The 13677-nt window shown below is 45.1% G+C and carries 13 protein-coding genes; 4 read left to right on the plus strand and 9 right to left on the minus strand.

Going from position 1 to position 13677, the window contains the following annotated elements; translation table 11 throughout:
- Window positions 1-113 precede the first annotated feature (113 nt).
- The 4 genes from ftnA (at window position 114) to galE (ending at window position 3091) form a co-directional block, all read left to right on the plus strand.
- A complete protein-coding gene (ftnA, locus tag EC843_RS04125) occupies window positions 114-611 on the plus strand; it encodes a non-heme ferritin (RefSeq protein ID WP_064545742.1) in 498 nt (165 codons plus the stop codon).
- Window positions 612-833: 222 nt separating this feature from the next.
- On the plus strand, window positions 834-962 hold the full coding sequence (locus EC843_RS24955; protein ID WP_269811637.1) for a hypothetical protein: 129 nt from the start codon (window positions 834-836) through the stop codon (window positions 960-962).
- Between the two features lie 89 nt (window positions 963-1051).
- Window positions 1052-1975 (plus strand): hypothetical protein, encoded by a 924-nt coding sequence (locus tag EC843_RS04130; RefSeq protein WP_133521681.1) that lies wholly within the window; start codon window positions 1052-1054, stop codon window positions 1973-1975.
- A 99-nt stretch (window positions 1976-2074) separates the two neighbouring features.
- On the plus strand, window positions 2075-3091 hold the full coding sequence (gene galE / locus EC843_RS04135) for a UDP-glucose 4-epimerase GalE (RefSeq protein ID WP_064545738.1): 1017 nt from the start codon (window positions 2075-2077) through the stop codon (window positions 3089-3091).
- A 138-nt stretch (window positions 3092-3229) separates the two neighbouring features.
- On the opposite strand, the gene EC843_RS04140 is transcribed toward galE, so the two are convergent.
- The 9 genes from EC843_RS04140 to EC843_RS04180 are packed head-to-tail and all read right to left on the minus strand — an operon-like array spanning window position 3230 to window position 13676.
- Complete coding sequence (locus tag EC843_RS04140; protein ID WP_133521682.1) at window positions 3230-4624, minus strand: DUF4832 domain-containing protein; 1395 nt, start codon at window positions 4622-4624, stop codon at window positions 3230-3232.
- 39 nt (window positions 4625-4663) lie between these two features.
- Complete coding sequence (locus EC843_RS04145; RefSeq protein ID WP_064545734.1) at window positions 4664-5071, minus strand: hypothetical protein; 408 nt, start codon at window positions 5069-5071, stop codon at window positions 4664-4666.
- Window positions 5072-5073: 2 nt separating this feature from the next.
- The gene (locus EC843_RS04150) at window positions 5074-6186 is read right to left on the minus strand and encodes a glycosyltransferase family 4 protein (protein WP_133521683.1); all 1113 of its coding nucleotides are present in this window, start codon (window positions 6184-6186) and stop codon (window positions 5074-5076) included.
- Between the two features lies 1 nt (window position 6187).
- Window positions 6188-7399 carry a glycosyltransferase family 4 protein gene (locus EC843_RS04155; protein ID WP_064545730.1) on the minus strand — a complete coding sequence of 404 codons (1212 nt, stop codon included), beginning with the start codon at window positions 7397-7399 and terminating at the stop codon, window positions 6188-6190.
- 9 nt (window positions 7400-7408) lie between these two features.
- Window positions 7409-8398 (minus strand): glycosyltransferase, encoded by a 990-nt coding sequence (locus EC843_RS04160; RefSeq protein ID WP_133521684.1) that lies wholly within the window; start codon window positions 8396-8398, stop codon window positions 7409-7411.
- A 1-nt stretch (window position 8399) separates the two neighbouring features.
- Window positions 8400-9773, minus strand: coding sequence for a hypothetical protein (locus EC843_RS04165; RefSeq protein ID WP_064545725.1), 1374 nt, complete (start codon window positions 9771-9773; stop codon window positions 8400-8402).
- A complete protein-coding gene (locus tag EC843_RS04170; RefSeq protein ID WP_064545722.1) occupies window positions 9770-10981 on the minus strand; it encodes a hypothetical protein in 1212 nt (403 codons plus the stop codon). Before EC843_RS04170 ends, EC843_RS04165 begins: the two co-directional genes overlap by 4 nt.
- On the minus strand, window positions 10978-13116 hold the full coding sequence (locus EC843_RS04175; protein ID WP_064545720.1) for a polysaccharide biosynthesis tyrosine autokinase: 2139 nt from the start codon (window positions 13114-13116) through the stop codon (window positions 10978-10980). Before EC843_RS04175 ends, EC843_RS04170 begins: the two co-directional genes overlap by 4 nt.
- Window positions 13117-13118: 2 nt before the next feature.
- The gene (locus EC843_RS04180; RefSeq protein ID WP_121813747.1) at window positions 13119-13676 is read right to left on the minus strand and encodes a polysaccharide biosynthesis/export family protein; all 558 of its coding nucleotides are present in this window, start codon (window positions 13674-13676) and stop codon (window positions 13119-13121) included.
- Between the last annotated feature and the right edge of the window lies 1 nt (window position 13677).

Raw genomic sequence — 13677 nt, forward strand, 5'->3', positions numbered from 1 at the left:
ATATTAGCAACCATTCTCATTACAACAATATAATTAACAATTCCTTTGCATTATAGAAATAATAAAATTAAAGTAGCGCCATTGTTAATTATCTGATTCTCCTGGAGCGCATCATGCTTAAAGCTGAAATGATCGAAAAACTTAACGAACAAATGAATCTTGAGCTTTACTCTTCCCTGCTTTATCAACAAATGAGTGCCTGGTGCAGCTACCATAGCTTCGAAGGTGCAGCCGCTTTCCTGCGTCGCCATGCCCAGGAAGAGATGGAACACATGCAACGCCTGTTTGCTTATTTAACAGATACCGGAAGCTTGCCACGCATCAATGCAATTCCTGCACCAGACCAGGATTACGATTCACTGGATAGCCTGTTTAACGCCACCTACGAACACGAACAGTTAATTACCCGTAAAATTAATGAACTGGCGCATGCGGCGATGACCTCTCAGGACTACCCAACCTTTAATTTCCTGCAGTGGTATGTTTCTGAACAGCATGAAGAAGAAAAACTGTTTAAATCTGTGCTGGATAAATTAAGTCTGGTCGGTAAAAGCGGTGAAGGCTTGTATTTCGTTGATAAAGAACTTTCTACACTAGATACTCAAGCTTAATAATAGCTAACCGGTAAGCATGCCTTATGTTTACCGGTTTTCATTAACCAAATCATCTCTTGAACTCCTCAATATTCTCTCGCTGATTTTCTCTCGTCAGGCATCTTATTAAGCGCCTCAGTTATCTGGTAACTATTTGTTCATCAAGATCTTTCCCACAGCAAAGTTTGCCATGATCGCTTGTAACCTCAAATAGGCATTTTTAAGAAAGGCGAATATTGCATGAGCGTCTATACTGCAAAACAGCAGCATTTCGTTGTTTGCTATCGGCGACAGCTAAGCCCAACTCAGCGGGCGGCAGTTAGCCAGAAAGCGGTATTGCGTCTCTTTGGTTACTATTTCTTACCGTAATTATAACCTTAAGCATGACTTATAATTTAAAATAGTACCTGTCATTTTCTTCCTGCATCTGGTGATTACTAACATGGACAAGATGATAAATGTTGAACAAAAACAATAAATTAATTAAAAAGTTATTTTTCCATGAATCATGGGACATCATGATTATTAAAAATGATACACATTCGTTTCCTGATAATACTCTGGATATTCTCAGCAATTCCAAAGCACAACTGCTTAATAAAAAATACACTTTCCAGGCCGACCCTTTTATTATCGAAAAAGACGATAAGCTGTATGTTTTCTATGAAGCATTTAGTTTCCTGAACTCTAAGGGATTCCTGAAGTGTCGTATTCTGAATAACCAACTGGAAGAGCTAGAAGATATCAAACTGGAAGGTTTTGACGATTTGAAATGTCACCTGTCATTTCCTTTTATGTTTAGCTCAGGCGACAAACTGTATATGATTCCGGAGTCATCAGAGAGAAAGGAAGTCATTCTTTTTCAATCTATTGAATTCCCTGATCGTTGGGAAAAAGTAAAAGTATTACTTTCCAACGTCGAATATACCGATAATGTTCTCTTCACTCATGAGGGAACCCACTATCTTATTTCTACGACTCTGGATAACGATATTGTCATTCATACAGCAAGGGACTTATTCGGTGAGTGGAAAAAAATAAAACCCTCATTAACATTATGTAACCGCCACCATCGTGGTGCTGGAACCCCCTATTCCATCGATGACAAACTTTATATTCTAACCCAAGAGTGTCATTTAGGTTTTTATGGTAAGTCCGTTTATATCAAAGAGATAGTTAATTTAAGCCCTTTGATTTTTGAAGAGAAACTTGTTGCTAATATTGTTCCAACAATCAATCAAAGCGCAGGTATTCATACTTTAAATTTCACAAATGATTATATTGCCTATGATACTAAAAATTTGACATTCAGCCTGTTATCGCCGTTAAAAAAGATTTTCTTTAAGTGTTTTGTTAAATACAGGAAGCATTTTTTTGCCTGAAACACCAGATGAATGGCTGGTTGATTGCTGATACTATTGAACGACTTGACTGAGGGTCACATCAATACGCGCATTTTGTAATCTTAATCTGGAGATACTATGGCAATTCTTGTAACTGGTGGTGCTGGTTATATTGGCTCACATACCGTTCTGGCATTACTGGAAAGAGGTGATGATGTCGTCGTTATAGACAATCTCTCTAACTCGTCTAAAACATCTTTGGAGCGGGTGACAGAATTAACCGGGAAAGTACCAACATTATATGTTGCCGATATTTTAGACAAACAAGCGCTAAAAGAGATCTTCTCAAAACACAACATATCCGATGTTATTCATTTTGCTGGTTTAAAATCCGTAGGCGAATCAGTCAGAAAGCCGCTGGAATATTATGAGAACAATGTCGTTGGGACGCTGATTTTGCTCAATGAGATGTTACGCGCTGGTGTCAATAGCCTTATCTTCAGCTCTTCCGCAACGGTATACGGTAACCCCGAAAAAGTACCACTAAGCGAAGAGTGCCAAGTCGGTGGTACGACTAACCCATACGGGACGTCGAAATTAATGGTTGAGCAGATTTTGCGTGATTTTTCGCATGCACAACCTGAGTTCCGCATTACTTGCTTACGCTATTTCAACCCGGTTGGTGCGCATGCTTCAGGGCGTATTGGTGAAGATCCCAACGGTATTCCTAACAACCTGGTTCCATATATTTCTCAGGTGGCAATCGGAAAGCTCGAATGTCTGTCGGTATTCGGCAACGATTACCCAACGCCGGATGGAACCGGGGTTCGTGATTATATTCATGTTCTGGATCTGGCAAGCGGGCACCTGGCGGCGTTAGACCATAAAGCTGAGGGTTCACCATTCAAAGCCATCAACCTGGGGACCGGTGTCGGCTATTCCGTTCTTGACCTGATTAAGGCTTTTGAAAAGGCCGCACAAACGAAAATTAACTATCAAATCGTCGCCAGAAGACCGGGTGATGTGGCGGAATGTTGGTCAGATTCTTCCTTAGCCAAACAAGAACTGGGGTGGATCGCGACCCGTTCACTTGATGAAATGATGCGTGATACCTGGAACTGGCAGAAAAATAACCCGAACGGCTTTGGTTCTTAGCCGTCATAGCTTCAATACCCACAATAATTCAAGTCGCATCGCGGCGGCAAGAGAGCGAGTCCCGATGAGCTTACTAAAGTAAGTGATTCGGGCTCGTGAACGCAGCCAACAAAGATGCAGCTTGAAGAATGAAGGGTATTATTGAGCGCGGACCTTCGACACCCGATACCAACCGTCACTCTGTTTGCCTTCGTTAGCCAGATTAATTCTCGCCTTGCCTTGAGAGTCCAGCATCGCCACCTCGATATAATACTGCCCATTCGCTAAAGCCACAGGCAGTGACAGACGATAACTCAGTGAACGCTCACCTGGCAGCCAGCTGCGAATGTCATCCGATGTTTTCCCCAGGGCGATAACTTTGTTCGTATTATTTACCAGGCGATATACCACATCATATTTCAGGTAACTCGGTGCAATGCCATCATTCGCCCACTGGCTATTCAGCGTCAGGGTACTGCCTCTGGTGACCACAGAATCATGGCTTAACGAGACTAAACGGAAACGATAACCCAGTTTTGTCAGCGCGTTATCGACGATGGCTCGATACATCACCGGCACTTCACTCGACTTCAGATTAATCGTGCTGGCATGTTTCTCTATGGCCCAGTCAAATGTTCGTTGCACTTCTTCACGGGTATAGTGCTGTACTGTTTTCCACTCCGTCATATGACCGCAGATCTCAAAACTTATCGGCGAGCGTTTCCAGGCATCGTTAAAGCCGGAATATGCCGCCTGGGCTGCCTCTAAGCGCGGAGGATAATCATCTTCCATGAGATTCCAGGTTGTGGAAAAGTTCCGCCAGTCCCCAAGACAGTCAGCACGCCAGCCTGCACCTCGCCTCACTGCACTCGCGAGATTTTCGTTACCGGCAATCAGCATAATTTTTGGCGTTTTAGGAAATGCTGTGAAGTGCATTTTAACGTACTTTTCTAGTTGGGCTGGCGTGTAGCGTTCTTCAAGGGGCGGCAAGGAAGGGAAGTTGCTGTTATGCCATTCGCCCCAGGAGCCCACCATGCCGATATCGATGTAAGCAAGATTTTCATTACCGTCGTAGCGTTTACCGAAGGCATTCAGCAGGCGCTGGCTGTATTCAAGAAAAATAGGGTCATCTAAATTCGGCGCGAAGGTTTTTCTATCGGGTGTCCAGACTCCTTTCACCCCTTTTCTGATCAACCAGTCAGGGATTTTGCTCCCGCTCTCGGGGCCATCCAAAACCATAACCCGCAATCCGACATTCATCGCCGGTTGATGCGCCGCCGCAAACCTGAAAGCATCATCGACCAGTGCAAAATTATACTGCCCTTCTACCGGCTCAAGCTCAGACCAGTAAAAACGCTCGTATTCAATCCCGGTATCAGGATATTGCGCGGGCGTCAGTTGTTGCCCAAAACCTTGATGAAAACTGGCGATTCCCGTTCCGGGATTGGTGATGGGGCCAGACAGTGCCTTTGGCGTTACAACTGTCGTCGGTACGGCGATTACCGCCCCCGGAAAAACCATGCACATCAGTGAAACTAACGTTTTCATATTCATAGTCTTTCCTGCTTCTGTTGGGGCGTTAACTTCCCAGGATCAGTTACTTCGCAAGCTGAGCCACCAATCCCAAATCCCGACGTGGAAATTACGAAACAGGTCGATTCCCACAGCGGATTTGATCATGTAGAGAGTTAAGAATAGACACAAAATGGCGAAAACTGCGCCACAAAGAATCAGCAACGTCACAACGATACGCACCAGCGTCGATTCTTTACGTAACCGTTTGCGTAAATCTCTTCCCAGCAAAAAGACCATGTAGTAGCGCGTCCCAAAAAAGGGAAAGCTTTTACGAATATCGATCCGATGGTGCGACGAGAGCGTGATAGAAACGATCGCGTTCTCTATCTCCTGCTTTTGCTCAGCAGTGAGCTGCGCCTGAGTTTGTTCATCAAGCACTTCATAGAATCTGTCGATGACGATTGGGCGTCGAGTAGAATTCGTCAAATTTAACCTATTGATTTATCTATTGAATGGTAGACACTTACCGTGTTCCTGGCAATCTCACGCCAGTCGTAGGTTTGCAGATATTTACTGTAATCCGCACTAGCCAACCCACGTTTTTCGTTAATTTTTTCAGCTAAATCAAGCACGTTACCGACTTTAAAATAGGCATCTGCGGGCAACCCGACTTCCAGATTTGCCGGAATATCACTCACCACAGCAGGCAATGAATAAGACATAGCTTCCAGCAGCGCTATAGGTAATCCTTCGTGATACGACGGCATGATAAATAACTTAGCCTGAGAAAATACCACCTTCAGTGCGTCACCTTTTAAAAAACCGGTCAGAATGACATTCGGGGTTTTTATCGCTAATTCCTTCAGGCGCATGCTGTAATCAGAAGGATGATCCGCATCGCCAACCAAAACTAATGGCTCGGACGCCCCTGATTGCTGGTAGGCAGTAATTAAATCATGAAACCCTTTCTCTTCCACAAAACGCCCCACCGCAACAAGATAATTCTTAGGCTTCAGGGCATAACGGTCGAGTGTTTTATGAATCATCTCCGGGGCCTGCGTTTGCGGAGTATTTACGCCGTTATAAATCAGATGAGCATCCATGCGACCATGTTTTTTCTGAATCAGTTGATTAATCACTTCAGAAATAACGATCACTTCATTGGCATAATTAACCGCAAACTTTTCACCTAATAAGAGAGCCTGTTTTGCAACTCGGCCCCACTTCTGGCGTTCATAATCAGGACCGTGATGGGTAAACACCACTTTCTTACCCAGTAAACGTAGCAGTGGCACTACCAGGCCCGGCCCGATGGCATGCACATGAACAATAGTGGATTTATCAAAACAGGTCTTAAACGCAGCCAAAACGGAATGAACAATGGCTTCCAGTGAGCGTTTTTTAGGTGCCCATAGCGCCACGGTTTCCACATTTTTGTACTGCGACTTACTGTAACCAACATACGGAGCGCGAGCGATAACACAAATATCCACATCAAACTGTTCTTTGATAGCCGGATAAAGATTTTGGCAATGTGTTTCCACTCCGCCTAACACATCGGGTATGCCACGTGTGCCAATGACAGTAATTTTCCTGGTCATATTAGGGTTTGCTCAACAGTTCTTGGTACAAGTTAAGCAACGCTTCCATATGATTACGCATGGCGTATTTATCACAGAGCCGCTGGTGGGCGTTTAACCCCATGTGGTGTGCTTTATCCGGGTTTTCAGCCAGAAAATCAAGGATATTCGCCAACTCCTGAGCATTGCCCGGTTCAAATAATGCACCATCCACACCATCACGTATTTGTTCGGGGATCCCACCAATACGCGAGCCCACAATCGGCCGCGCAAACGACATGGCTTCTAACACCGACATCGAGCAATTTTCATTACATTCAGAAGGCACGACGATCGCGCGCGCATGCTTAATCAATGAGTCTAATCCTTCGCCTTGTTGTACATAACCGAGGAATTCTGCCTGCGGGAATTGCTTCATCAGGTCATGATAGATCGGGCCATGGCCGACTATCTTCAGCGGGATTTTATTACGCATTAGCTCATGAGCCTGCGCTAATGTTTGAATCCCTTTCTCAGGGCTGATACGCCCGACAAACAGCAAATAGCCGTGGTCTTCAATACCTTCGAAGGGTTGGCTGTCATCAATGCCATTAACAATCACCTCGATACGTGAATTTGGCAACGTGTGTCTTATGATGCCGCGCAGAAACTCACTGGGTGAAATAATGACGTCAAGAGCCTGATAATTCTTAGCAATATATTGCCAGGTGGCTTCTAAGGTCAGCAGCAAGCTCTTGGATGCTGAACCTTCATAACAGCGATATTTAAACGCATTAAATACTGAGCCCGTAATACAGGCATCGCAAACTTTGCCGTCGCGTAACATGGCGTAGGAAGGACAGGCAATTTTATAATCGTGGGCGGTTAATACCGTTTTACAGCCAAAATCCCGGGCAATTTTAATTATCGATGGGGTCAACTGATGGTAGATGTTGTGAAAATGAACAATATCCGGGCGCTCTTTCTCAAGCAGAGCCTTCATTTTTTTGCAGGCTTCGTTGTTGTGGATAAATTCAATTGCCGTCTTAATCCCGCCGAGCAGGTTACTTCCTTTATGGTAATCGACATTGCTGACAAAATAATCAGCATAGTCAGAGGGGAAATTTTTCTCGTGCTGCATGGAAAAATCAATCACCTCGACGCCTGCTTGTTTCAGCATTTCGCGTTCCTGGAAATAGACAGTTTCCGCGCCACCTTTAATGTAGAAGAACTTGTTTACCAGTAAAATTTTCATCGTGGCCACCTATTCATGAATGACTTTGCTGTCGGGTGGCGTCATAGGATCGCGCACAGGATGAGTCAATCCCTTGATTAATCCCGCAGAGAGTACGGCTAAATTAAGTACACTTTGCAAGCCATTAATTAATGAACGATTTTTAATCGTTTTCAGTATGATAAATGCAATCAGCGGCAATAAAGCCAGCGCGATAATATCAATATTAAAGGTTAATATCGCCACCAGTAATAGCAGCATATAGGTCGCAAAAATCATCTCGTTTTTGACCATTTTTATGGCAATGGGCCACCAGGGTTTACCCCAGGCACTGCGTAATAATTCACCTGGAGCTTTGTTATACCCACTGCGCCAACGGTACATCAGCAGTTTTAGTGTCGGCATATTGTGCGATGTGTGGCTGAAATAAGGCACATTCAGGCGGTGTAATTTATAACCCGCATCCACTAAACGCATGCCAAGTTCAGCCTCTTCATAGGCATGAAGATTGCGGTTGGTCAGATAGCCAATTTTTTCTATTGCGGTGCGGCGATATAAACCACCGCCCCCTAAATGGTCGCAATCCCCTAGCGGATAAATTTCATGTAGCCGCTGTTTGCGCGATTTAAATTCATAGTTAGAGGCATCATCCATTTCCACCGTTCCCGCAACACCAGCATATTCGGGATGGTTTTGCAGAAAGGTAATAGCGCTATCAATAAATCCTTTTTCCAGCTCCATATCGCCGTCCATCAACAACAAATATTCACCTTCGCTATACAGATAGCCAAGTTGATGGCCAACGCCACAACAGCGATCCGCAGGCTGGGTTAACGACACCACGGTGACCCCTTTATTGCTGGCCAATTGCTGAGTGCTATCGGTTGATAAGCTGTCGGCAACAATAATTTTATGAGGATATTCAGCAATCTGCTGCTGGATACTATCAATCGTTTTTTCAATACACTTGGCTTCGTTAAGTGTTTTAATGCTCACGGAGATAAACGGTTTATGACTCATATTATTGCTCTGCAAAACGATATACGGTTCGACGAATAACCAGACTTGAGCCCAGTGCCAGATAGAACAGGAATTGGAGCATTGGTGTGATAGTGAGTATCTGACTGTAGGGCAAGCTCAGTAAGCAACTGATAGCAAAAACATTAAATGCAGGCGCAAAACTGAGTAATTGCAGATCCTGTGGGTCTAATTGCTCGCGATCTAACAGAGCTTTAGGTTGCACAATTTTCAGGATGTAGAGAATTAAACCGATAAACAAAAGGGTTCCCACCACGCCCACTTCCCAGAGCAACATACTCAAAGAAGTCGAATCGAGAATTAAATTATAGGTGAGATTCAGGAAGCCTGGCGACACCACACTTCCGCTGTTGGTCGCGTTTAATCCGTAACCAAATAGCGTCCCTGAAAGCCCCCAAAGATCGTTATTTTTTATCCAGAATAGCAGTGTTGTAAAACGCCCCACTTCACCTGAAGGCAGAATATAGTTTGGGTCAAAAATGTAACTGAGTGAGTTAATAAAAACAGCAAGCGAGCTTTGTGTAGGGTCAGTACCATAGGCCGTGGAATAACCCGCCGCTAAAATGACAATGGCGAAGGCAATGAGTAATGCCATAGCGGTGAATATCAACAGCAGGGCTTTGATATTCACTTTATTCATGCCTTTTACGAAGCTCGGCATCAACCAAACCCATGCCAGTAATATCGGTGACAACAGAATGACAAATTTCACTTCACCGACAATACACAAGCCAAAACCCAAAATGACATGCAAGGCCATCGATTTAAAACTGGTTAGCCCATGCTTAAATTCGGAGACTTTTAACAACATAATCAGCAGGCAAAACAACCCCATCGCAGCGGTATTCCCGCCTCCCAATGGGTCACCGCCAAAGGTCCCAACCACCGAATCCCATTTATCTTCTTCGCCACGCACCACAACACGCTGGGGTAGAACAAACAGCAATTGATAAAGCACCACCGGAAATTGAGCGTAAAACACCCAATATAAAGAACGTGTGACGCGATAGACCTGCGATTCACGACAAAAGCCTAACAGCAGGCAGAACATCACCAGTGAAAGTGCGATTTCATTTTTAAAACCGACAATCGCGTCAGTCACCCCGGCCTGCAAAATTGTCGATACTCCCGCCATGACCATGAAAATAAGGTACAGCGTCAGCACCACGATTTCTTGTTTATCCAACTGCAATTTTTCATAGCGGGTTTGCATCACCAGCAAAATGAACATCAGCAATGTCAGGAAGAATGGGATCCACAGCACCGCCAACACACCCGTGAAGTACTGAACTAACCCGCAGACCATCAGGGTCATGAAAGAGTATGTCTGTAAATAATTCCCAGTGTTGAGATTCATAATACCACCGGCCTGTCTTTCAAAAGATTGGCGCGTTTATTTACCTTGAGATAAATAAACGCATAACGAACGAAAGTCAGTACTGAGAACAGAATAATCGAAGTGGCATAGTCATTATAAAAATAAGGCACAATGACAAACGCAATCAGTACAATCGCTAATTGTTCAAACTGGATACGCAGGAAATAACGGTGCGAACCAAAAATCAGTTCAATCACGGTCAACGGGCACACCGCTAAAGCCGGGAATAAATATGGCAACATGTAGCGTGAAGTGGGAATCGAGTTTATCCAGTCCTCACTAAAGCCCAGGTGCATAACGATGGGATAAAACAGAAACACCCCCAGTGTACACACAACACCCAATACCAGAAGCAGCAAACGGACCTTTTTGTACTCTTCAAAGTTAAAGGTGTTATGCCTGAAATCTATCGACCATTTCGAGAAAATAGCGTTGCGTACCGCATTCCCGACAATCACCACTGGCGCCAGGCAGAAGCGGCTGACAATAGAAAAATAACCCGCAGTCAATGCTGAGAACCAAAAGTTTATCAACATGATAGGCAAGTTACTGTTCGCCATCGCCAGCACTTCCGCACTACCGACTTTAGTGATGTGATGAACGTGCTTACTAAAGAATGCGAGGTTATTTTTGGGGCTCAAATGTGCCAGTTGCACACTACGAATATCGAAAGCACGAAGAATGCAGCCAATAGTCAACACCATCATCGAGCCTGCCCACGCCCAGTAAAATGCCTGGATATGCGTGGTGAGTAGCACGGAGAGCACCACTACCACGGAGACAGAGATACGCTGGAAGACCAAAAAGCCAAAATTAGCGGTACGTAACGATAAGTTTTCCGAAATCAAAATCCACGTATTTGAAAGCGTGAGCAGATAAAGGAAGAAAATATTCTGATTAAACAGCCATGCAGTAAGCAGCGCGTAAGGCAGAGCGATAATCAGACTTTGCAACAAGCAAAACACCACGTTTTGCGCCAGTTCATCATCTTGCTGCTTAGGAATGAGTAGCTGTGATGCAAAGGTACAAACCTGAGCCCCAATCAACGCAATACTGTAGTTAAGCGCGTACAGCCCCACTTCAGCCAGGTCATATTTGTGTGAAATTAACCAAATAGACAGCGCACCAATCAGTTGTGAAATGACTGATGAACCCGCAATTGTGGACGCGCTTCTCAGTAAACTCATATCCGGCCTGTGCTGCTCATCAATTCACTGGTTTGTAGGTTGAGTGAGCGTAAACCCTCTTTTGTCTCAAGATTTTTATCCACGACCTGATTAAGCACCACACCGACAACAACAGAATGATTAGCTTCGAGTTTATCTAGCGCCTGGATAATATGTTCCGCCGGTGCCGCACCCGCTTTCAGCATGAAAATTTGCCCATCAATGACACGACTAATCAGCTGGCTGTCCTGGCTCTGATTCACCGCAGCAACATCAATAATAATACGCTGGTAATGGCTGCGTAATTCACGCATCAGATGCTCAAGATTTTCCGACGACAACAGCAATAGTGAGGAGATCGTTGCATTGCCACGAGGTAGAAAATCCAGATTTTCATTCACTTTGACACTAAGATTCTCATGCGTGCCTTCGCCGCGCAGCAGCTCAGCAACGCCATGGGCAGACGGTTTCGCCAGCTCACTTGATAAGCCGTCTTTATTGAAGAAATCGAGATCAACCAGCAGCGTTTTCTGATCGAAACTAAATGAATTTGCTAACAGGTTAGCCAACAGCGTTCGGCCTTCCCCGTGGTCAGTCGACGTCACCGAAACCGCCTGCAACTGGCGATTATCGAGCATGATACGGGTACGAATACTGTGAATGATATCGGCATTGAGCGGGTTATTGGAGATTACGTCGCGGATTTGCGCACGGCTCCCCAGACCCGAATAGCGGCGAATCTCACCTAATGGCTCGAGGTTCAACCGTTTCTTCATTTGGCTCAGGTTATTAATGGTGCTGTCCATTGCTGATTTAACGATGAAGTACATGATGCTAAAAGCCAAAACGAATAACACCACCATGACCAGTAACAACGGTTTGTTAGGTTTAGATGGGCGTTCAGCAGGTACCGCCGGGTCGTACAAGACGGCATCCGAATCAGCATAATTACCGGACAGCGTCTGTTCCTGAGTGCGTTGATACAGCGTTTTATATGAATCTTCCGTTTTATCCAGCGCCAGTTTCAGCCCGTTATAACCTTCACGTTTCGAAGCAAGTTTCTGGAAGATCAATTTTTGCTCATTCAGCTGTTTCTGGTAGTTATTTTCATCAGCCAGTGCTGCCTGATATTGCTGACGCAGGCCAGTTTCCAGTTCACCCAGCACGCTGTAGGTTTGATCCTGAACGGCCTGAACTTGCGCCTGAGCTTCCTGAATCTTGATGTGTTTCGGGCCATACGATTTGCGCAGTTCATAGAGCGTCCGTTTCGCCTGAACGAGTGCAATGCGTAAATCCTGAATCTGAGCATGGTCTGAAATCACTGGCAGTGAGATCACATCTTCCAGCGATCGCCCGGCGCTTCTGCGCACTTCGTTATACTGCGATTCTGCCGCAACACGACGCTGAGTCGCATCCGCCAGGCGGTTAGTGACAATACTTAACTGCTCGGTTTCAAAACCATCCACACCGCGGAAGGTCAACAACCCCTCTTGCTTCAGATAATCATCAATGGCCCGCTTTTGCCCGGCAATTTGCTGCTGCAATTCGAGCATACGCTGCTGGTTGCTTTCACGCGCTTTCAGCGTATTGCCGCGCTTTTGCGCCGCACTGTAATCAATGAACGCCTGCGCCACACCATTGGCTACCTGTGCTGCAACCTCAGGCGAAGAGGATTCATAAGAGATTGATGCCAGATGCGTGGTGCGCACACCGTTAATGGTCAGGTTTTTCAGCAACGTCTTCAGTGCCTTATCAACACGCGCTTGCTGATTCTCAGGCGTATTCGCATTTTTGCTGTCCGAATTTGCGCCGATGAAATCAGGATTTTCATCCAGTTTCAAATTGCGCACCGCCTGCTCCAGCACAATACGCGACTGCATCAATGCATATTGAGTTTCGTAATAACCATTACGTGTCGAGTCATAACCGTCTACCTGCGGGAAAGGGGAAATATTATCCGGCTGGGCTTTGATAAGCACCGTCGCCGTTGAGACATACTTAGATGTCATCATGCTGATTAATGGCCAGGCAACCGCCCCCGCAATCACGCCGGCGAGGAGGATTTTCCAACTGTTCTTTTTAATTTCTTTGGCAAACCTGGAGAAATCGATCGCGCTTTCTCGCTTCTTGCCATTTTCTACGATTGATAGTTTCATAGTTAGAAGAAGCCCATGCCAATTATAACGATATCACCGGGGTGAACGGAGTGTCTGACGTCCACGTTCTCAAGCAATTGGTTACTCCCCGACAGACGAATATTGATATTTTTACGATCCGCTCGGTCAGTGAAACCACCGGCCTGTGCAATAGATTTTTCAACCGTGAGTCCAGGTTCGTAGGCGAAACCATTCGGGTTCTTCACTTCGCCTGAAACAAAGAATTTACGGAATTCCGCAATATTCACGGTCACCATTGGGTTTTGCAGATAATCTCCACTTAGGCGATTGGTTAACTCGGCACTCACTTGTTCCGGCGTTTTTCCTTTCAGCACTAATTTACCGATATAAGGGAAGGTAATCGTTCCACTTTTATCGATAATAAATTTCATCGTCATATCAGGTTCGCCGTAGACATTTATACTGACGGTATCACCTGCATCGAGAAGATATCCCATTGATTCAGCATCAGGATTATCCATGAGTGGTGGCTTAGATGCTGTACACCCAGCCAAAAGCACCGTGAATAATAAAAATGCCCAGAGTTTCATTATTTTCATT

It is taken from the genome of Buttiauxella sp. JUb87 (assembly GCF_004361975.1).
Taxonomy (GTDB): Bacteria; Pseudomonadota; Gammaproteobacteria; order Enterobacterales; family Enterobacteriaceae; genus Buttiauxella; species Buttiauxella ferragutiae.

Bases quoted from the DNA above. Each gene is read 5' to 3' on its own strand.
- ftnA (WP_064545742.1), top strand. From the start codon at position 114: ATGCTTAAAGCTGAAATGATCGAAAAACTTAACGAACAAATGAATCTT.
- EC843_RS24955 (WP_269811637.1), top strand. From the start codon at position 834: ATGAGCGTCTATACTGCAAAACAGCAGCATTTCGTTGTTTGCTATCGG.
- EC843_RS04130 (WP_133521681.1), top strand. From the start codon at position 1,052: ATGTTGAACAAAAACAATAAATTAATTAAAAAGTTATTTTTCCATGAA.
- galE (WP_064545738.1), top strand. From the start codon at position 2,075: ATGGCAATTCTTGTAACTGGTGGTGCTGGTTATATTGGCTCACATACC.
- EC843_RS04140 (WP_133521682.1), bottom strand. From the start codon at position 4,624: ATGAATATGAAAACGTTAGTTTCACTGATGTGCATGGTTTTTCCGGGG.
- EC843_RS04150 (WP_133521683.1), bottom strand. From the start codon at position 6,186: ATGACCAGGAAAATTACTGTCATTGGCACACGTGGCATACCCGATGTG.
- EC843_RS04155 (WP_064545730.1), bottom strand. From the start codon at position 7,399: ATGAAAATTTTACTGGTAAACAAGTTCTTCTACATTAAAGGTGGCGCG.
- EC843_RS04160 (WP_133521684.1), bottom strand. From the start codon at position 8,398: ATGAGTCATAAACCGTTTATCTCCGTGAGCATTAAAACACTTAACGAA.
- EC843_RS04165 (WP_064545725.1), bottom strand. From the start codon at position 9,773: ATGAATCTCAACACTGGGAATTATTTACAGACATACTCTTTCATGACC.
- EC843_RS04170 (WP_064545722.1), bottom strand. From the start codon at position 10,981: ATGAGTTTACTGAGAAGCGCGTCCACAATTGCGGGTTCATCAGTCATT.
- EC843_RS04175 (WP_064545720.1), bottom strand. From the start codon at position 13,116: ATGAAACTATCAATCGTAGAAAATGGCAAGAAGCGAGAAAGCGCGATC.
- EC843_RS04180 (WP_121813747.1), bottom strand. From the start codon at position 13,676: ATGAAAATAATGAAACTCTGGGCATTTTTATTATTCACGGTGCTTTTG.